This is a genomic window from Clostridium sp. AM43-3BH (genome assembly GCF_003479985.1).
GTDB lineage: Bacteria > Bacillota > Clostridia > Lachnospirales > Lachnospiraceae > Otoolea > Otoolea fessa.
This window is the reverse complement of the sequence record NZ_QUIH01000002.1, coordinates 345,406-364,196: the sequence shown is the minus strand read 5'-3', so window position 1 is coordinate 364,196 and position 18,791 is coordinate 345,406. Positions and strand designations below refer to the sequence as shown.

The 18,791-nt window shown below is 49.8% G+C and carries 14 protein-coding genes; 9 read left to right on the top strand and 5 right to left on the bottom strand.

All coding sequences use genetic code 11. The annotated features are described in order from the left end of the window. Positions 1–131 precede the first annotated feature (131 nt). Positions 132–1,787: an O-antigen ligase family protein gene (locus tag DW931_RS05075; protein ID WP_118626919.1), complete on the top strand. Its 1,656-nt coding sequence runs from the start codon at positions 132–134 to the stop codon at positions 1,785–1,787. 269 nt (positions 1,788–2,056) lie between these two features. Further along, positions 2,057–2,212 carry a hypothetical protein gene (locus DW931_RS15875; protein ID WP_182427968.1) on the top strand — a complete coding sequence of 52 codons (156 nt, stop codon included), beginning with the start codon at positions 2,057–2,059 and terminating at the stop codon, positions 2,210–2,212. Positions 2,213–2,366: 154 nt separating this feature from the next. Here the strand turns inward: DW931_RS15875 and DW931_RS05070 are convergent, their stop codons facing one another. From DW931_RS05070 to DW931_RS05045, 5 genes are all read right to left on the bottom strand, one after another. Further along, positions 2,367–2,906 carry a hypothetical protein gene (locus DW931_RS05070; RefSeq protein WP_118626918.1) on the bottom strand — a complete coding sequence of 180 codons (540 nt, stop codon included), beginning with the start codon at positions 2,904–2,906 and terminating at the stop codon, positions 2,367–2,369. 224 nt (positions 2,907–3,130) lie between these two features. Then, on the bottom strand, positions 3,131–4,510 hold the full coding sequence (locus tag DW931_RS05060; protein ID WP_118482333.1) for a cell wall-binding protein: 1,380 nt from the start codon (positions 4,508–4,510) through the stop codon (positions 3,131–3,133). Positions 4,511–4,681: 171 nt separating this feature from the next. Then, positions 4,682–6,292, bottom strand: coding sequence for an aldolase catalytic domain-containing protein (locus DW931_RS05055; RefSeq protein ID WP_117796037.1), 1,611 nt, complete (start codon positions 6,290–6,292; stop codon positions 4,682–4,684). A gap of 30 nt (positions 6,293–6,322) precedes the next feature. Then, a complete protein-coding gene (locus tag DW931_RS05050; RefSeq protein ID WP_022359155.1) occupies positions 6,323–6,988 on the bottom strand; it encodes an HAD hydrolase-like protein in 666 nt (221 codons plus the stop codon). Continuing rightward, positions 6,985–7,791: a 3-deoxy-manno-octulosonate cytidylyltransferase gene (locus tag DW931_RS05045; protein ID WP_118482334.1), complete on the bottom strand. Its 807-nt coding sequence runs from the start codon at positions 7,789–7,791 to the stop codon at positions 6,985–6,987. Before DW931_RS05045 ends, DW931_RS05050 begins: the two co-directional genes overlap by 4 nt. A 233-nt stretch (positions 7,792–8,024) precedes the next feature. Between DW931_RS05045 and DW931_RS05040 the strand changes: the two genes are divergently transcribed. From DW931_RS05040 to DW931_RS05010, 7 genes are all read left to right on the top strand, one after another. Then, positions 8,025–9,956, top strand: a complete 1,932-nt coding sequence (locus tag DW931_RS05040) for a thiamine pyrophosphate-binding protein (RefSeq protein ID WP_118626917.1) — start codon at positions 8,025–8,027, stop codon at positions 9,954–9,956. A gap of 16 nt (positions 9,957–9,972) precedes the next feature. Beyond that, positions 9,973–10,908 carry an NAD(P)-dependent oxidoreductase gene (locus DW931_RS05035; RefSeq protein WP_118482335.1) on the top strand — a complete coding sequence of 312 codons (936 nt, stop codon included), beginning with the start codon at positions 9,973–9,975 and terminating at the stop codon, positions 10,906–10,908. A 251-nt stretch (positions 10,909–11,159) separates the two neighbouring features. Beyond that, positions 11,160–12,134, top strand: a complete 975-nt coding sequence (locus tag DW931_RS05030) for a glycosyltransferase family 2 protein (protein ID WP_107001455.1) — start codon at positions 11,160–11,162, stop codon at positions 12,132–12,134. Further along, positions 12,124–14,310 carry a glycosyltransferase family 2 protein gene (locus tag DW931_RS05025; RefSeq protein ID WP_107001456.1) on the top strand — a complete coding sequence of 729 codons (2,187 nt, stop codon included), beginning with the start codon at positions 12,124–12,126 and terminating at the stop codon, positions 14,308–14,310. Before DW931_RS05030 ends, DW931_RS05025 begins: the two co-directional genes overlap by 11 nt. Positions 14,311–14,316: 6 nt before the next feature. Continuing rightward, complete coding sequence (locus DW931_RS05020) at positions 14,317–15,315, top strand: glycosyltransferase family 2 protein (protein WP_022359149.1); 999 nt, start codon at positions 14,317–14,319, stop codon at positions 15,313–15,315. A gap of 159 nt (positions 15,316–15,474) precedes the next feature. After that, positions 15,475–17,340, top strand: a complete 1,866-nt coding sequence (locus DW931_RS05015) for an LCP family protein (protein ID WP_107001457.1) — start codon at positions 15,475–15,477, stop codon at positions 17,338–17,340. Positions 17,341–17,361: 21 nt separating this feature from the next. After that, positions 17,362–18,783 (top strand): undecaprenyl-phosphate glucose phosphotransferase, encoded by a 1,422-nt coding sequence (locus DW931_RS05010; RefSeq protein WP_107001458.1) that lies wholly within the window; start codon positions 17,362–17,364, stop codon positions 18,781–18,783. Positions 18,784–18,791: the final 8 nt, after the last annotated feature.

Below are 18,791 nucleotides of genomic sequence, written 5' to 3'. Positions count from 1 at the left end.
ACGTATGCGTGAACAGTAACGAGATAATAGGGGAAATTTAAGATTTCCTTCCTTGCTATCCACAAAACGAAATGCTATACTGATACAAGCCGTTTCTCTGGTTTTACGAATAAGAAAAGGAGAAGAATGTGATGGAACAGACAGAGATTGCAAGAGAGCAGGGAGCTCCGACTGCATCCATTTTGGCAGAGCAGGCATGGGAGGGAAAAGTCCGAAAGGTTTTTTCATGGATTGTGTCGGTGTATCTGTGTGTGGTGTTTGGGGCATTTCCGCTATATTTCCATAATTATTATTATGATATTCTGGTATCGAAATATCAGTTTTACTGGCTCAGCACGGTTGCGATGCTGGCGTCATGCCTGATCGCAGCGATAGTATTTGCGTGCATGGACTTAAAGCGGTTTGGCGGGGCGCATGTGCGGCGCTTTTTGGGAGCGTTTCGACTGACTGAATTAAAAAAGCAGCCATTTGCCTATAAGGCACTGGCAGTTTTCTGGGGACTGGCACTGATATCGACGGTGCTGTCGGATTATGTGTATGAGTCGTTCTGGGGCAATGAAGGACGATTCAGCGGATTTTTTTTGATTACGCTGTATGTGCTGGGAACGATTGTGAGCAGCAAGTATGGTCGGATGAGAAAATGGTACCTGGATGTGTTTTTGGCATCGTCCGTTCTGGTCTGCCTGTTTGGAATCACAGATTATTTCCAGATGGATTTATTGGGATGGAAAAAGGGCGTGAGCAATGAACAGGGAAACCTGTTTGTATCTACATTGGGAAATATCAACACGTATACGGCGTTTGTGGCGCTTACGATGGCGGTTGCCTGCGGCTGTTTTGTAAGTGAGAGAAAAGTGGGACGCCGTATCTGGTATTATCTGGTTTCGGCGCTGGTCTTTTTTGCATTGATTACCGGACAGAGTGATAATGCATATTTATCACTTGGAATGCTGTTTGCGGTGATGCCGCTGTTTTTATTTACGACATGGCGGGGCATCGCAGATTATGGTATTCTGGCGGCTACGTTTATGACCGTGATCAAGGTAGTAGATACGGTCAATAAAGTATATGCCGATCAGGTCATCGGTCTGGGCGGTGTGTTTGGCGTGTTGGTGCGCTATCGTTATCTGGAGGGAATCGTCGTTTTATTCTGGATTCTGGCGGGGATTCTCTGTGTTTGGAAACGGAAGATGGAACAGACGAATCCAGAGAGCAAACCGGGACGATGGATTTGGCGTGGCTGGTGTGCCGTTTTGATTCTTGGATGCCTGGCAGTGGCATTTGTCCTCTATGATGCAAATCTGGGAGGACATGCGGAACGGTACAGCGCGTTGTCCCAGTATCTTGTTTTTGATGATGACTGGGGGACGAACCGGGGATATTGCTGGAGAATTGGCTGGCAGTCCTATCGCGAGCTGCCGTTCCTGCATCAGTTGTTTGGTTTTGGACCAGACACATATGGAATTCTGACTTGGGATTTCAGGCAGGATGCGCTGGATCGGTATGGAGTTTTCTATGAGAGCGCCCACAACGAATATTTCCAGTACCTTGTTACAATGGGACCGCTTGCGCTTGTATCTTATCTTGCGTTTCTGGGCGGCACCTGCGTGCAGATGTGCAAAAAATGGAAAGAGTGCGCCTGGATCCTGGCGCCTGTTCTGGCGGTGCTCTGCTATGGAGCACAGGCAGTTGTTAATATCAACCTCCCGATCGCGACACCGATTATGTGGGCTATGCTGGCGATTGGGCTTGCACTCACAAGAGAGAAAGCAGAACAGGCAGAATAGCTCAAATAGACAGAACGGATTAAATAGACAGCAAATCCGGGCAGATTCGGCGGAAAAGCCGAAATGACGAACTTTGTCGATTTAGAATTTAAAGTAATGTGTGCACAGTAACCCGTGTCGAAATTTGCGATCGATAGACTCTTTTATTTTTCTTAAAATCGGTTTATAAATAATATGAAAAGAAAAAACGATAGGATCGCCTGGCAGAGCTGCGTTATGCAGTGTGGTCATCTGAATGGAAGAACAGGCAGTCAAAAGGAGGAGAGTTTATGGATGAAGCTAAAAAATTGGTCGTTTTAGAGCAGGAAAATGAAGAATTAAAGCGTGAGCTGAGGGAGTTATTTAAAACTCTGGATCAGATGAATCAAAGCTTAAACCGGATGATTGACCACTACATACTCTGTAAGACGGAGAAGGCGGGATAAGCGGAGAGCCTGGATAAGATGGAAAAGAAGAGGCTCATTTATACCAGATGGAGCAGGTGAAAAATCAAATCAAAAATTAAATAGTAGATCGAATATGAAAGCCGCATGATTCAGAAGGTATGTTATCAAACCAGAATGAATCATGCGGCATTTTTTATCTACTCTGTGTAATATGTAGTCGGCGCGTCAATTCCCAGATTAAATCATGCATCCAGGAGACAGTCTGCTCCAGCTGCTCGTTTTTCTCTCTTAGCGCCAATACTTCCTGATAGAGAGTTTCCTTGTCGGAATCTTTTGAGATATCCGGATGGAGATTCGAGGAAGTGGAAGATGATTTTGTTTTACCCGGTGCTGCAGAATGATCTGTCATCAATTTGGTGTTATCAGGTGCTGCATTTTGATCCGACGATTTTGCATCATCCGGTGATATGCTCCGGCCGGATGGCTTTGTCTGCCCTGGTGCCTTAGCCTTGTTCGCCTGTTTGGCTTTAGAATCCAAAGGGCTTGCCGCATTAATCATGTGTCTGGAAATCAGGATCTGCCGTTGTGGATAGTCTAAGTCCATGAAATCCTGATACGGAATGGGAAGAGGAGTCATGGCGATTGAGCAATGCGGACACACCGCATTGGCAACGAGCTGAAAGAATCCATAATGTCCACAGTTTGGACAGCAATAAACATTTAAACCACGCATAGAGTTGCCTCCGTAGAAGTAAGAGTTGAGTCATTGGGAGAAAAATGAAAACATCCCCTTTATTATAATACGTTTTAATCGGGAACATTATAACTGGTTTTTAGAAAAAAATTTAAAAATTTCCAAAAAAATTTTTAAAACGATAAAAAAAGACATCTTTCAGAAAAAATACCGCGGTGTCACAAAAGTGTCCTGCGGTATTTGAACGGATGCAATATTATATTTTACTGGATGATTCCAGATGTGTCAACTGTCCAGGCAGTATCATTGCTGTCTTTGATATCCTTGAACCCTTTTCCGAGTTCCGGACGGGAAGCGGAAGAGGAGGAAGAGGTTGCTTTCTGGATGGTGCCGCTGGTGTTTACCAGGTAGCGTTTTTCACCGATGGAAACCGGCTCATAGCGGAGTTCCGGATCCGCCTTCTTTAAAAGACCGTTTACATAAACCTGGTTATCGCGCTCTCCATGGTAGCCCTGTCCTTTGAGGGAACCTTTGGTCTGGAAATACCAGATCTGGTTTTCTTCTAAATCATCATTGTAAATAGTCTGCTTGCCGGTACGCATCACGCCGTCGTCGCCGAAGTAGTAGGAGGCGAAGCTGCCATCCGCCTGTTTCAGGCTCTGAAGCCCGGTCTGCATTTCACCGCGCTCGTTGAAGCAGTAGCGCTCGGAATTGATGGTGAAAATAGCAAGATCCTTCTCGGCAAAGTAAGCAGTTCCGTTTTTAAAGAAGAAGGAAAATGGCTCTTCTTCTTCGCTGATGCCCGGTGCCCCTTCAATGGTGTACCAGCCGCTTGCCCGGCGTCCGCCATTTTCCGGATCGTAATAGCGGAAATCGTTTAAGCTGACAGTGTCTGTGGCAGAGTTGTCCGTTGTTGCTGCTTCGTTTGAAGGTGTGCTGGAGCTTACAAAGCCAGCTTCCGCGACATTGATCCAGCCTGTCTGCATCTGGCCGTCGATGAATGTGTAGTAGCCATTGTCGATTTTGCGGTCCATCTGGCTTACGATCATGCGTCCTTCGGTGTCAAAATAGCACCAGATATCTTCATCGTCGGTGTCTTTCGTGATGGTTTCCAGCAGAATCCATCCGGTTTTTCTGGCGCCGTCATCTTCCTCGCCGAGGTAGTAGGTCTGTCCGTCCAGCTCCAGAAGCCCGGTCTGCATCAGTCCGTCCTCGTCGAAATAGTAGGTTTTTCCGTTGATGCTCATCCATTTGGCAGTTACAATCTTGCCGTCCTTGCCAAAATAGAGCCAGGAGCCGCCGTCCGGAGAATCCGGGCTGTCGTAGCCGATCTCATTTTCAGCCGAAACCCATTGGTTCTTTGCCATGTGCCCCTCATCGTTGACGAAATAGTCATCGACTCTCTGATTGGTAGCAATCTCGCCTTCCTCATCGAGATAAAACCAGTCGCCATTCCGCTTTTTCCATGTGTTTGTCTCTTTATAGCCGTCCTCATCGTAGTAATAAAGACGACCATCTTCCTCTGTCCAGCCGCTCTGAGCCGCCAGAACTCTGTAAGTTCCCGTATTTGTCATTATAGGTGCAGCAGCCGCGAACAAAGCCGCAGCGGATAAAACAGCTAAAGTTTTAGTTTGCTTACGCATGGTATAATCTCTCCTTTTTGAAAATGCGAAAATCCATCGCTGCATTACGGGGCTTATTATACGGGGATTATGCGTAAAAAGATAGTGTGCGTTGCTGGAAAGGGTGGAGAGATGTGGAAAAAGGGGTGAACCAGCTGGAACACCCCTTTTTCTATATGAAAATATAATTTTTTATTTTACGTATTTCGAATCCGTCAGGAACTCCAGCGTCAGCGTTCCTGCCAGCCTCTCCAGCGTATCTATCACATACTGGTTAATACTCTGTGATTTTTCCCGCGCGATCCGGTAGTCCATCGCGGAATTATAGTAGTTGTCTCCATCGACCGTATATCCGTCGAATCCCGCGCAGGCGGCGTGGTGGACGCTTGTTTTGGTCAGGACGTTCAGCAGCATGACAAAGGAATTATCGATGATCTCTGCATTCTGGTCAATCAGGGAATTATAGTTTAAGGTATAATCAAAATGTGTATCTTTGACATTTGTCACGTTCGAGGTCGCGATGACGCGCACCGGGCGTCCCTGGGCGTCGGCGTGCTCGAGCAGGCGGTTGTTGAGCTGGACATACCGCCTGGAATTGCTTAAGAACGCATAATCGATAGGAATTCCCTCCGGGATAAAATTGACGGAGATTGTGATCGGATTGTGCGCCTTAATATAGGAAAGAATTGCCTCCTTTTCCAGTTCCAGATTCTTTCCCGGACCGAGCAGCAGAAGCGGGCGCTCGCTCCAGGAAGCACTCAATGCCTGAATATCGGCTTCGTCATTGCATTCTGTGCTCTGATACCTGCGGTACAGTGTTTCAATGTAATCTTTGTCGTAGAGCAGTTTTTTCTCCGGCTCAATCGCATCCAGAATCGTATTGATGGATTTAAGCGACAGGGTGTGCTTATCCATCAGGAAGCGGACGTAGTTCGGATGGCAGTTGTTGGAGGCGGAAATATAGAAGAACAGGTTATATCCCCATGGGCTCTTGCGGAAGAACGGCATGATGCTGATGTCGATCGCCTCGAGCATCTGGCTGACATTGAAATTGCGTCCGAATACGGTGTTCATGTACATGGAAATGAGTTCGATCGGAAGATTTCCGGCGCTTTTTCCCATGCCGTACAGGGTGGCATCAACTAAAACGGTGCGGTCTGCCGGTTCGCGTAAGACTTCCATGCTGTTCGAGTATGCGAGCTGGAAGTTATTGTGGGAGTGGTAGCCGATCGCGATCGATGGTTTTAAGTTGTAGTTTAAGAGCTGGAAATAGTGCAGCAGGTTATCCTGATGCAGCAGACCGTAGGTGTCTACAAGGGACATCGCATACGGTTCCAGATCGTTGACAAGGTCAACCAGATCCAGAAGCTCACGGTCGGAGTAGCTGGTGATCGAAACCGCCTGTGCAAACACTTTGTAGCCCAGTTTTTTGACTTCGTGGCAGAACTGGATCGCCTCATGCATCACATGTTTTTTGAAAATGACGCGGATGCCGTCGATGTAGGAATCAGAACACGGGCTTAAATTAGAAATATCGCAGGTTCCGTAGTCGATCATGGCGACGATCATTGTATTTCCCTTGTCCAGCTTGCCGAAAATCTGATCGGCACACTGGGTTGTCGGCATGATCGTGCGGTTGCGGTCGAAGGAGCGGCGGTCATCCAGGAAACCAACTTCCAGAATGTCCACGCCCGCGCTGATCAGACGTTCAAAAATAGTAACAATATTGTCGTGACCGAACTCCCAGTCGTTGACGTAGCCGCCGTCGCGGAGAGTGCAGTCGAGTAATTTGACTTGTTTCATGATGTTTGTCCTCTTGTTATGTTTGTAATTTTAAAAATTGACTCCCAGAAACGCCCCGATATCATGCGTATCCTTTGCCGTATAAACTGGCGCATATTCCTGCCATGCCTCCGCGGTATCTGGTCCGAAGCCGTAGGTGACTGCCATAAAATCGACAGCTGCCTCTTTGGCACCTTTTCCGTCGGAAGAGGTATCACCGATAAGAACTGCCTCGGATGGAGACAACTCCAAAGCTTTTAAGCACTTGTGCAGAACGTCAGCCTTCGTCATTTTGCTGGCAAAATCGCTGCCGCAGATGGAGTCACAGAGTTCTGTGAAATGGTAATGTTCCAGCAGAGTCAGCGCATAATCTTCACGTTTCAGGGTGGCAACCCCGATCTTGCAGCCCTGTGCGCGGAGTGCGCGGATCAGGTCTTTGATACCGGCGTATGGCTCGGCTTTCAGCAGGTCGTGATCCTTGTACTGGGTGCGGAAAATCTCGGTTGCGTGGTTCGCGGCGTCCTCGTCCAGTCCATAGAGGCGGATGAGCGACAGCTTGACGGGCGGTCCGATAAAGGTGCGGAGTGTCGCCTCGTCGAGGGCAGGTTTTCCAAGTGCTTCTACCGTGTGACGCACGCTCGCAAAGACGCCTTCGGATGTATCGAGCAGCGTGCCGTCGAGGTCGAAGATCACGCCGCGGTATGTTTTCTTATTCATAGGGTGCTAGTCCTCCTGTGTAAAATCGCCTGTACTGTTTCAAGGTCGGCGGGGGTGTCTACGGAAAGCGTATATCCGCAGATGGGAAGAAATAGGATCGTTTTCCCATATTCGAGGAAACGCAGCAAATCCACGCCCTCGATCTGTTCCAGAATGCCCGGTCTGCTCTGGCAGAAGAAATCGAGCGATTCCCGCGTATAAAGCCCGATACTCACAAATTTCCGGGAAGGTTCGTCAAGCGTCCCCTTGCGGAATGGAATTGGCGCACGGGAAATGTAAAGCCCTGTGCCGTCCGGGCGGCAGACTACTTTTATGTTGGATGGATCGGCTGTCTCGGCATCGTTCGGGATATCTGCCATGGCATTGATGAGAAATGGACGCTGTACATTTTCTTTTGAGGTAATAACAGTAAGCGCCTGCTCCATAAAATTTTGCAGAATCTCCGGTGTCAGAAGCGGTTCATCCCCGCCGATCATCGCATAAAAATCAAATTTTTGCGAAGAAGCAGACTTGGAATCTTCCAGAATCGTCACCGCCTCCTGAATGCGGGAGGTCGGATTCTGATGGGAATGGGAGGTGAAAACCGCCTCAAATCCATATGTCTGGCAAACAGCAGCAATCTCAGGGCTGTCGGTCGCAGCGTAAACGGCATCAAATACACCGCTGTTCCGCGCCGCCGCGAGAACCCGCACAACCATTGGAATCCCATCAATCTGTTTCAATGCCTTTCCCGGAAAGCGAACCGAATTAAGCCGCGCCGGAATCAGCGCGCAGACCTTTTTTTCCTGTGCTAATCGATTCATAAGACGTTCCTCTGTATGATAAAGCAGTTACATAAAGTAAACTGAACCGTAACGATTCAGGCATACCGATGTGAACCGGATGCTGACCTTTATTATAGAAAAGAAATAGGAGAAATACAAGATAGCATAAGAAAAATGTAAGGAGTTGGGAAAATGCCGTGTCGGCTATGAAAAAAGAAATATGTGTGGTATAATATGACCACTTGACAAGGTATTTTCAGGAGGAAATCAAAATGAAACAGAAACTTTCTAATTATATAGCAGAAAAGCTTCTCGCATCCGGCATCACGGATGTGTTTATGATCACGGGCGGCGGCGCGATGCATCTGGATGACGCGCTGGGGCATCAGGAAGGACTTCACTGCCTCTACAATCATCATGAGCAGGCATGTGCGATGGCAGCGGAGGCGTATGCCCGCATCCACAACAAGATTGCGGCAGTGTGCGTGACGACGGGACCTGGCGGCATCAATGCGATGAACGGCGTTGCGGGCGGATTTCTGGATTCAATCCCGATGTTTGTCATTTCCGGACAGGTGCGTTATGACACGACAGCGCGCAGCACGGGACTTCACCTGCGCGCGATGGGCGATCAGGAGTATGATATCACCAAATCGGTTGCCAATATGACAAAATACTGTGAGATGGTGATCGATCCGATGCGTATCCGCTTCTGTGTGGAAAAAGCCCTGTATCTGGCTTACAACGGTCGTCCGGGTCCTACCTGGCTGGATATTCCGCTGAATGTGCAGGCGGCAATGATCGAGACAGACGATCTGATCGGCTTTGATCCGGAGGATTATGAGGCGGGCGGAACCGGCTGGGCGGCAGAGAGCGCGTCCGAGATTCCGGAGGATACCGCCGGAAAAGGTGAATTTCGTGCAAAACTTCCGGCACGTGTGACGAAGGAGACGGCGCGTGCGATCATCGAGAAAGTCCGCACCTCCAAACGTCCGGTGATCAATGCCGGAAATGGTATCCGTATCGGCGCGGCGCACGATGTTTTCATGCGCGTGGTTGAAAAGCTGGGAATCCCGGTTGTGACCGGCGCGGACAGCATCGACTGTATTTATGACGAACACCCGCTGTACATCGGAAAAGGCGGTAACGTCGGCGATCGCCCGGGCAACTTCGCGATCCAGAATAGCGATCTGGTGCTGTCGCTCGGAAGCCGTCTGAGTTTTCGCCAGGTCGGTTACCGTTTTACTACCTGGGCGCGCGAGGCGTATGTGATTGTGAATGATATCGATGCAGAAGAGCTGAAAAAGCCTACTCTGCATGTGGACATGCCGGTTCACGCGGATGTGAAGGATCTTCTGACCGTGATGGACGAGGTTCTTTCGGAGGAAGGAAAAGCGGACGGCGCGGCTTCGATGACGCAGGAGTACAAGGACGCGCAGGCAGAGTGGCTGCGTATCTGCCAGGGCTGGAAGCATGATTATCCGGTGGTTCTGCCGAAGCACATGAACGGCGGCACGGAGACAGAGGCAAACGTATATGCATTTGCGTATGAGATGAGCCGCCGTTTAAATGAGAACCAGATCGTGGTTGTGGGGAATGGATCTGCAAATGTTGTGTGTGGACACGCAAATATTGTGAAAAAGGGACAGAGATTTATCTCGAACTCCGGCATCGCTTCGATGGGCTACGGACTTCCGGCATCGATCGGCGCGTGCGTGGCAGATCACAGCCAGGATATTATCCTGATCACCGGAGACGGCAGTATTCAGATGAATTTACAGGAGCTTGAGACAGTTGTCAGCCACCGGATGCCGATCAAGATCTTCATTATCAATAACGGCGGTTACCATTCCATCCGCCAGACCCAGAAGAATTTCTTCGGCGAGCCGCTCATCGGTATCGGCGTGGACAGCGGCGATCTTGGATTCCCGAGTATGGAAAAGCTGGCGTGGGCGTATGGATTCCCATATGTAGCGATTCATGGAAACAAGGAGCTGGGCGAGAAGGTAGAAGAAACGCTGGCGATGGACGGTCCGGTGATCTGCGAGGTATTTGTAACGCTGGATCAGAACTTTGAGCCAAAGTCCGCGGCGAAGAGACTGCCGGACGGAACGCTTGTATCGCCGCCGCTGGAGGATCTGTCCCCATTCCTGCCGGACGAGGAGATGGACCGTATCATGCTGATTCCGCGTATTAAAAAATAGTAAAGGAAACGATAGAATGAAGATAGTTGTCACAGGCGCCACCAGCTTTGTAGGTCTGGGGGCGGTGCGCGAGCTGTTACATCGCGGACATCAGGTATACGCCGTACTGCGGGAGCATTCGACGAAAGCGGATCTGCTGCGGGAAAATGGAAAATTTCCGCAGGGACTCACGATTTTGGAGGAGGATCTGGGGAATCTCTCGAAACTGCCGGAACGGATTCCGGGCGGATGCGATGTGTTTCTCCATATGGGCTGGCGCGGTGCAGGGAGTGATTCACGGAAAAATGAGTCAGTCCAGGAGGAGAGCGTGCAGGACGCGCTGAATGCCGTCCGCGTGGCGAAAGACCTCGGGTGCCGGCGGTTTCTCTTTACAGGTTCGCAGGCGGAGTATGGCATCAAGAGTGAGCTGACAGACGAGGAGGCGGTCTGCGAGCCGACCTCCCCGTATGGACGCGCGAAACTGGCAGTCCGGCAGCAGGCGGAAGTGCTCTGCCGGGAACTGGGACTGGATTACGGGCATGCACGGATTTTCAGCACGTATGGACCGGGCGATCATCCGTGGTCGCTTCTTTCCTCCTGTGTCCGGGCCTTCCGGGCAGGGGAGAAGATGACGATGACCGCCTGCACGCAGCTCTGGAACTTCATGTATATTGACGATGCGGGGCGCGCTCTGGCGGATCTGGCAGAATATGCGGGAAATCTCACGGATCACGGATGTGTCTACAATCTGGGCGGTCCGATGGATGAGACAGGACCGCTGCGCGGGTTTGTCGAGACGGTCTATGAGCTGTGCGGCAGGCAGGGCAGCATGGAATTTGGCGTCCGCCCGCCGAATGCAGAGGGAATCGTCAATCTGATCCCGGATATCCGCAAGATGGAGCGGGTGGTTGGCTGGAAGCCACAGGTATATTTTGAAGAAGGAATGAAGAGAATTCTAGCTTTTCAGAAATGATTTTTCTGCCCTCTGTGCAGAGTGACGGGAGAGAATGGTAAATATTTGGACATATTTTATCAGTTTATGCCAAGTAAATAGCGAAGCAGCCAAAAATCGTTAAGAAAATTGTAGGTTGTCAAAAGAGAGAAAGACGTTTAAAATAAAGGCAGTATAGCCGAAGCGGCTTTCTCTTTTTTTTGTGTTCGAAATTTGGTGGAACGAAACAGAAGAGTTTAAACAAAAAGCAAATTAATAGGAATCAGAAAAGTATGAAAAAAATCAGTATATTAATTCCCTGCTACAACGAGGAAGAGAATGTAGGTCCGATCAGCGAGGCGGTTGTGGAGACGCTGGAGCGCGATCTGCCGGAATATGACTATGAGCTTGTCTTTATCGACAATGATTCGACGGACCAGACGCGCCCGATTCTTCGGAAGATCTGCAGCGAGAATCCACGGATCAAGGCAATTTTTAATGCCAAAAACTTTGGACAGTTCAATTCCCCGTATTATGGAATGTTACAGTGTACCGGCGACTGCGTGATCAGCATGGTGGCAGATTTTCAGGATCCGGTCGATATGATCCCGAAATATGTCCATGAGTGGGAAAATGGCTACAAGATTGTCATCGGCATCAAGACGGGAAGCAAGGAAAACCCGATCATGTATGCGCTGAGGAGCTGCTATTACAAGATGATAAAGAAACTCTCCGATGTCGAGCAGATTGAGCATTTTACCGGTTCGGGTCTGTATGACCGCGATTTTATTGAGATTCTGCGGGAGCTTGACGATCCGACGCCGTTTCTGCGCGGAATCGTGGCGGAGCTTGGTTATAAGCGCAAGGAGATCCCATATATCCAGCCGCAGCGCCGCGCAGGCAAGACACACAACAATTTTTACCGGCTCTACGATGCTGCGATGCTCAGTGTGACCTCCTATACGAAGGTCGGTCTGCGCCTGGCGACGATATTTGGAAGTATCTGCGCGGCGATCAGTATGATCGTGGCGATTGTATATCTGGTGATGAAACTGCTTCACTGGTATGATTTTCCGGCTGGTATGGCGCCGGTTCTGATTGGAATGTGCTTTTTAGGGTCGGTTCAGATCTTTTTCATCGGTCTGGTGGGAGAGTATATTTTATCGATCAATTCGAGAGTCATGAAGCGTCCACTGGTAGTGGAGGAAGAGCGGCTGAATTTTGATACACCGGTAAAAAAAGTTGGGGGCAAACAGCATGAAATGTAATGTCGATGTAGTTCGGATTCGTGAAAATTCGATTCAGCTCAATGGCTGGGCGATCGGAAAGACGCCGGAAACGGAGATCACCTATCAGGTTGAAGATGGGGCACATCAGCCGATCCGGTTTCAGTATGTGGCGACCCGCCGCGACGACGTCAGCCAGATTTATTTTGGGCGAACGGTAGAAAAAGAGCTTGGATTTGATATCCAGTTCCCGTATGAGCGCGGAAAAGATTATTATCTGATCGCAAAAGGCGAGGGCCGCAAAATCCGCATTAAATATAATGAAGAACTGATCCGCAAGCGCAGCAGTGTGGCGCACAAGCGGATGCAGAAGATCCGCGATCTGATGAACATGGAGACTGTGCGGGTCTGTCTGGATTTCTGGAAGGAAAATGGTCTGAAAGCCCTGCTGGTAAAATCCAAGCACAAACTGCAGGGAATTGACAATGACTACGATTACGGCGAGTGGTATTCACTGACGAAGCCGACGGCGGAGGAGCTGGAGGAGCAGAGGAAAAAGGTGTTTGACGCGCCGGTTAAATTCTCGATCGTGATTCCGGCATTTAAGACACCGGAGCGATTCCTGCGAGAAATGCTGGATTCGATCGCGGAACAGACATACGCAAACTGGGAGGTCTGCGTGGCGGACGGCAGTCCGGCAGGACAAAGCTGCGAGCGGGTGCTGGAGCAGTATGCGAAGAAGGACAGCCGCTTTAAATACGTAATTTTAGGCGAAAATAAGGGCATTTCCGGCAATACGAATGCAGCAATGGATATGGCGACCGGCGATTATATTGTGCTGGCGGACCATGACGATAAGCTGACACCGAATGCTCTCTATGAGTGTGCGAAACTGTTACAGGAACATCCGGGATGCGACTGCTTCTATTCGGATGAGGATAAGCTGGATATGGACGGCGGCGCTTTGTTTGATCCGCATTTTAAGCCGGATTTCAATATCGATCTGCTCTGCAGCGTCAACTATATCTGCCATCTGTTTGTCGTCAGCCACGATCTGGCAGCGCAGGTGGGCGGCTTCCGTCAGGAATACGACGGAGCGCAGGATTATGACTTTATTTTCCGTTGTACGGAGAAGGCGAAGGAGATTCGCCATATCCCGAAGGTGCTGTATCACTGGCGCTGCCACAAGGATTCGACAGCGAGCAACCCGGAGAGCAAGCTGTACGCATTTGATGCGGGTGCGCGCGCGATCATGGATCATTATAAACGCGTCGGTATCGAGGCGGAGCGCGTGGAAAAAGGTGTGGACTACGGCATTTATCACTCTGTATATAAAATTCAGGGGGAACCGCTGGTATCGATCATCATTCCGAACAAGGATCACCATACGGATCTGGATCTATGCCTGCGGGCGATTGAGACGCGGGCAACGTACCGCAATGTTGAGTTTATCATTGTAGAGAACAACAGCACGGAGAAGGAAACCTTTGAATACTATGAAAAGATTCAGAAGGAATTTTCCAATGTCCATGTGGTAACCTGGGAGCGCGAGTTTAACTATTCGGCGATCAACAACTTCGGCGTGACCTTCGCAAAGGGCGAATATCTGCTGTTTTTAAATAATGATACCGAGCTGATTGCGGAGAATTTCATCGAGGAGATGCTGGGACTGTGCCAGCGTGAGGACGTCGGCGCAGTTGGCGCGAGACTGCTCTATCAGGATGATACGATCCAGCATGCGGGCGTCGTGATTGGTTTCGGCGGCATCGCAGGGCATACGTTTATAGGGCTTCATAAGGCGGAAAACAGCTATTTCCACCGTGCGATGAGTACACAGGATTACAGCGCTGTGACGGCGGCGTGCCTGATGACAAAGAAAGCACTCTTTGATGAGGTCGGCGGCTTTACGGAGAAGCTGGCGGTCGCATTTAACGATATCGATTATTGCATGAAAGTGCGGGCATCAAATCATTTAGTGGTTTACAATCCGTACGCATTGCTGTATCATTATGAGTCGAAGTCAAGAGGACTGGAGGATACGCCGGAGAAGGTGGCACGTTTTAACAGGGAGATCAAGATTTTCTCGGAGCGCTGGCCGGAGATCCTTAAAGATGGAGATCCTTACTACAATCCGAACCTGACGCTGCGGAAGTCCAATTTCGCCCTCAGGGATCTGAAAAAAGAGAAAATCGGAGAACCGTATCATCTGGAGGTATAACCCGGGATGGAGATTACAACGACAATTATTATTCCCAATTATAATGGGTTGAAATTTATGGACGAATGCATCCGTTCACTGAATGCACAGACGTATCCGAATTTCCGGACACTGGTGGTGGACAACGGTTCGACGGACGGAAGTGTGGAGTGGCTGAAGGAACATCAGATCGATACGATTTTCCTGCCGGAAAACACGGGATTTTCCGGTGCAGTCAACGTCGGAATCAAGGCGGCAGACACACCGTATGTGCTGCTTTTAAATAATGACGTCCGGGTGGACGAGTATTTCGTGGCGGAGATGGTGCGTGCGATCGGTCAGTCGGAGCGCATCTTTTCCGTCAGCAGCCGGATGATCCAGATGTACCATCCAGACAGGCTGGATGATGCAGGCGATATGTATTCCCTGCTTGGCTGGGCGTACCAGCGCGGCGTGGGACGGGATCTTACGCATTACCGCCGTTCAAGCCGGGTATTCTCGGCGTGCGCGGGCGCAGCGATCTACAGGAGAGAGGTATTTGAGGAGATAGGCTATTTCGATGAGATGCATTTTGCCTATCTGGAAGATATTGATGTGGGCTATAGAGCCCGGATTGCGGGTTATGACAATATATACTGCCCGGCGGCGCTGGTATGGCACGTCGGAAGCGGAACCAGCGGTTCCAAGTACAATTCATTCAAGGTTAAGCTGGCGGCACGCAACAATGTGTATCTGAATTATAAAAATATGCCGTGCTTACAGCTTATCATAAATGCGATTCCGATCGCAGCGGGGATTTTCGTGAAATATTCATTTTTCAGGAAACTCGGGTTTGGAAAAGATTATCTGGAAGGTCTGAAAGAAGGCATACGGACGGCAAAGAAGTGTAAAAAAGTGGCGTACCGCCCGGAACGGCTTAAAAATTATCTGGCAATAGAGCTGGAACTTTTAGCTGGGACATTTCTCTATGTCTATGAATTTGCTGTGAGACAGATCGAGAAAAAAGCAGCATCTGATAAATCGTGAGGAAAAGGTTAGAGTTGTTACTGGGCGCGTATGTGTGGACAGTAACTTAGAGTTTGCGCGATGTGTGAACGGTCATGGTTTAGCAGATGCAACACGGAGAAAGGCTGCTTATCAGACAATGTCTGAGCGGCAGCAAGCAAGTGAAAGATGAGGTAGCTTATGAATTATGAGGATGATGAGCTGGAGCGCATGAGGGCGCGCCGCGAGGGCAGAAGCAGCCGTGCCAGTCAGGCAGGGTATTCTTCGCGCGGCAGTTCTGCTTCCGGCACCAGCCGCAGAAGAGTCAGCAGTACAGTCGAAAATAGCCAGAGAAAAGGTGAGGCGGGCAGCAGTTCAGTACGTTCCGGCTACAGCGGTCCTAAGAGCGCTGGAAGTGGAAAAAAGAGTTCGGGACGCCGCGGCAGCCATTACCGTAAATCGGCGCGCCACAGAAAGCATATGATCATTGCGGCGGAGATTGTCGTGATTATATTGATGATTCTGGGCGGTGCGTTCTGGTATATGTATCACAGAACCTTCGGTTCTATGCAGAAGATTGATTTCAACGAGGACCAGGTTAAGAACGTCAATCTGTCCCAGGAACAGATCGATGATATGAAGGGCTACATGACCGTGGCGTGCTTCGGTGTCGATTCGCGAAGTGAGCACGGGCAGATGAATGTCGGAAAAGGTACGAACGCGGATGTCAACATGATTGCCAATATCAATCTGGAGACGGGTGAGATCCGCCTTGTATCGGTATTCCGGGACAGTTATCTGAATATCAACGATAAAAACTCTTATAATAAGATCAACGCCGCTTACGCACAGGGCGGTCCGGAGCAGGCAGTTAAGGCGCTGAATAAGAACCTGGGTCTTAACATTACCCAGTATGCGACGTTCAACTGGAAAGCGGTTGCGGATGCCATCAACATTCTGGGCGGTGTAGATGTCGAGCTGAGTGATGCAGAGTTCTCCTGGATCAATGCCTTCATCACGGAGACCGTAAAGGAGACTGGTATCGGTTCTCATCAGCTGACCCATGCGGGCAATGTACATCTGGATGGTATCCAGGCAGTTGCATACGGACGTATCCGTTATTCAGATACGGACTATGCGCGTACCGAGCGTCAGAGAATTATTCTTCAGAAAGCCTTTGATAAGGCAAAAAATGCAGACTGGGCGACACTCAACTGTCTGATTCAGACGATCATGCCGCAGCTTGCAACCAATGTTGATATTACGGATTTGATTCCGCTGGCACGCAATATCGCGAAGTTCCATATTGGTGAGACCGCCGGATTCCCGGCAGCCAGAGGTGAGCAGGATGTTGGAAAGATCGGTGACTGCGTTATCCCGCAGACACTGGAGTACAACGTAAAAGAGCTTCATAAGTTCCTGTTTGATGAGGAAGATTATCAGGTTCCGTCTAATGTTAAGGAGTACAGCAGCCATATCGCGCAGGTAACGGGGCTTACGACGAATGCGAAGCTGATTGGTCATGTTCCGGTCGATCAGGGTGTCAGCGCCCAGACGTTTATCAAGAAACGGGCGAGCCGTATTGCCGCGCAGGCAGCGGCGAAGGATGCCGCTAAGAAGTCATCGACGAGTGCTTCGGACGAGTCGGATGACGAGAGCGGGGATGAGACCAAGAAGGGCGAGAGCGAGAGCTCGATCGGATTGGACGAGATCTTTGATCCGGATGAAGACTGGATTGACTGGGAGGAAGAAGAGTCGAAGAGCAACAGCAGTAAGGGACCAGGAACAACGACGACTCCCGGCAAGAAAAATCATACGGATAAGACAACCGAGGCGGATGATTCTTTATCCGGACCAGGCAGCACATCGGAGACGAAGTCTTCCGTTGCAAAACCGGGATCTACAACCACGACAGCGGCAGAGACAGCGGCATCCAGTGAAAAGACTTCTCCGGGTGCATCAGATAATTCCGGTGTGAAAAGCCCGGTCACAGAGATTCAGGATCCGGGGAATTCCGGAAACAGCGATGCAGCAGGCCCCGGCGGTCCGGCAGGTCCGGGAGCTTAATCTGAATTCAGGTGATATACTATGATAAAAGATAACCAGAAACGGCTGAACCATTTCCACGTAGTGCTGGACGCATGTGTCATTGCATGCGCCTACGCACTTGCGTGGTTTATCGTCAATGGAACGTCGTGGTTTAATGTAACAGGGCATAATAAGAGCGCAATGGCAGTCGTCTATCTGGCGGCTGGCGTTCTTATTGTACCGTTTTATTTGATTTTATACGCATTTTTTCATCTTTACACGCCCAAACGGGTTCAGGGAAGACGGGTGGAGTTAGCCAATATTTTTAAGGCGAACATCATCGGTCTTTTGGTGATCTCACTGATGCTTTACCTGGGCGGTAAAAATGAGTATTTCCACAACTTCTCCCGTCCGATGGTATTTTTGTTTTTTGGCATCAATCTCTTTGCTGAGATTCTGATGCGGAATATCCTGCGGATAGCGCTTCGGTCGATGCGGTCGAAGGGATATAACCAGAAGCATCTGCTTCTGGTCGGTTACAGCCGGGCAGCGGAAGGATTTATTGACCGTGTGAATGTCAACCCGGAGTGGGGCTATAAAATCCGCGGTATTCTGGATGACCATGAGGAGTGGGGCAAAGAATATAAGGGAGTGCGCGTGATCGGCAAAATTGACGATCTGGATACGATTCTGGCGCTCAATACGCTGGATGAGATCGCGATCACCCTGAGCATCCAGGAGTATGGAAAACTGGAAAAAATCGTGGCAGGCTGTGAAAAATCGGGTGTGCATACGAAATTTATCCCGGATTATTATAACTTTATCCCGACCCGTCCGTTTATGGAGGATCTGCAGGGACTTCCGGTGATCCACATCCGCCATGTGCCGCTCACGAATCTGCTCAACGCAACGATGAAGCGGACGATGGATCTGGTCGGCGGCATGATGGCGCTCATCCTGTTTTCACCGGTGATGCTGGTGACGGCGATTCTTATAAAGGCGACTTCGCCGGGACCGGTCATTTTCTGTCAGGAGCGGGTGGGACTTCACAATAAGCCGTTTAAGATGTATAAGTTCCGCTCGATGGCGGTACAGTCGGCGGCAAAGGAGAAAAGCCAGTGGACGACGCCGGGAGACCCGCGTGTGACTCCGATTGGAAGATTTATCCGGAAGACGAGCATTGACGAGCTTCCGCAGCTGTTTAATGTTCTGAAGGGCGATATGAGCCTGGTTGGACCGCGCCCGGAACGCCCGTTTTTCGTTGAAAAATTCAAGGAAGAGATTCCGCGTTATATGATCAAACACCAGGTGCGTCCGGGAATGACCGGATGGGCACAGGTCAATGGTTACCGGGGCGATACCTCGATCACGAAGCGGATTGAGCATGATCTGTATTACATCGAGAACTGGACGCTGGGATTTGATTTTAAAATCATGTTTTTGACGGTTTTTAAGGGCTTTATAAATAAAAACGCGTATTGATGAGGAAA

What these genes read in the sequence shown, in the direction of transcription:
- DW931_RS05075 (WP_118626919.1), top strand. Translation starts at nt 132, where the DNA reads ATGGAACAGACAGAGATTGCAAGAGAGCAGGGAGCTCCGACTGCATCC.
- DW931_RS15875 (WP_182427968.1), top strand. Translation starts at nt 2,057, where the DNA reads ATGGATGAAGCTAAAAAATTGGTCGTTTTAGAGCAGGAAAATGAAGAA.
- DW931_RS05070 (WP_118626918.1), bottom strand. Translation starts at nt 2,906, where the DNA reads ATGCGTGGTTTAAATGTTTATTGCTGTCCAAACTGTGGACATTATGGA.
- DW931_RS05060 (WP_118482333.1), bottom strand. Translation starts at nt 4,510, where the DNA reads ATGCGTAAGCAAACTAAAACTTTAGCTGTTTTATCCGCTGCGGCTTTG.
- DW931_RS05055 (WP_117796037.1), bottom strand. Translation starts at nt 6,292, where the DNA reads ATGAAACAAGTCAAATTACTCGACTGCACTCTCCGCGACGGCGGCTAC.
- DW931_RS05050 (WP_022359155.1), bottom strand. Translation starts at nt 6,988, where the DNA reads ATGAATAAGAAAACATACCGCGGCGTGATCTTCGACCTCGACGGCACG.
- DW931_RS05045 (WP_118482334.1), bottom strand. Translation starts at nt 7,791, where the DNA reads ATGAATCGATTAGCACAGGAAAAAAAGGTCTGCGCGCTGATTCCGGCG.
- DW931_RS05040 (WP_118626917.1), top strand. Translation starts at nt 8,025, where the DNA reads ATGAAACAGAAACTTTCTAATTATATAGCAGAAAAGCTTCTCGCATCC.
- DW931_RS05035 (WP_118482335.1), top strand. Translation starts at nt 9,973, where the DNA reads ATGAAGATAGTTGTCACAGGCGCCACCAGCTTTGTAGGTCTGGGGGCG.
- DW931_RS05030 (WP_107001455.1), top strand. Translation starts at nt 11,160, where the DNA reads ATGAAAAAAATCAGTATATTAATTCCCTGCTACAACGAGGAAGAGAAT.
- DW931_RS05025 (WP_107001456.1), top strand. Translation starts at nt 12,124, where the DNA reads ATGAAATGTAATGTCGATGTAGTTCGGATTCGTGAAAATTCGATTCAG.
- DW931_RS05020 (WP_022359149.1), top strand. Translation starts at nt 14,317, where the DNA reads ATGGAGATTACAACGACAATTATTATTCCCAATTATAATGGGTTGAAA.
- DW931_RS05015 (WP_107001457.1), top strand. Translation starts at nt 15,475, where the DNA reads ATGAATTATGAGGATGATGAGCTGGAGCGCATGAGGGCGCGCCGCGAG.
- DW931_RS05010 (WP_107001458.1), top strand. Translation starts at nt 17,362, where the DNA reads ATGATAAAAGATAACCAGAAACGGCTGAACCATTTCCACGTAGTGCTG.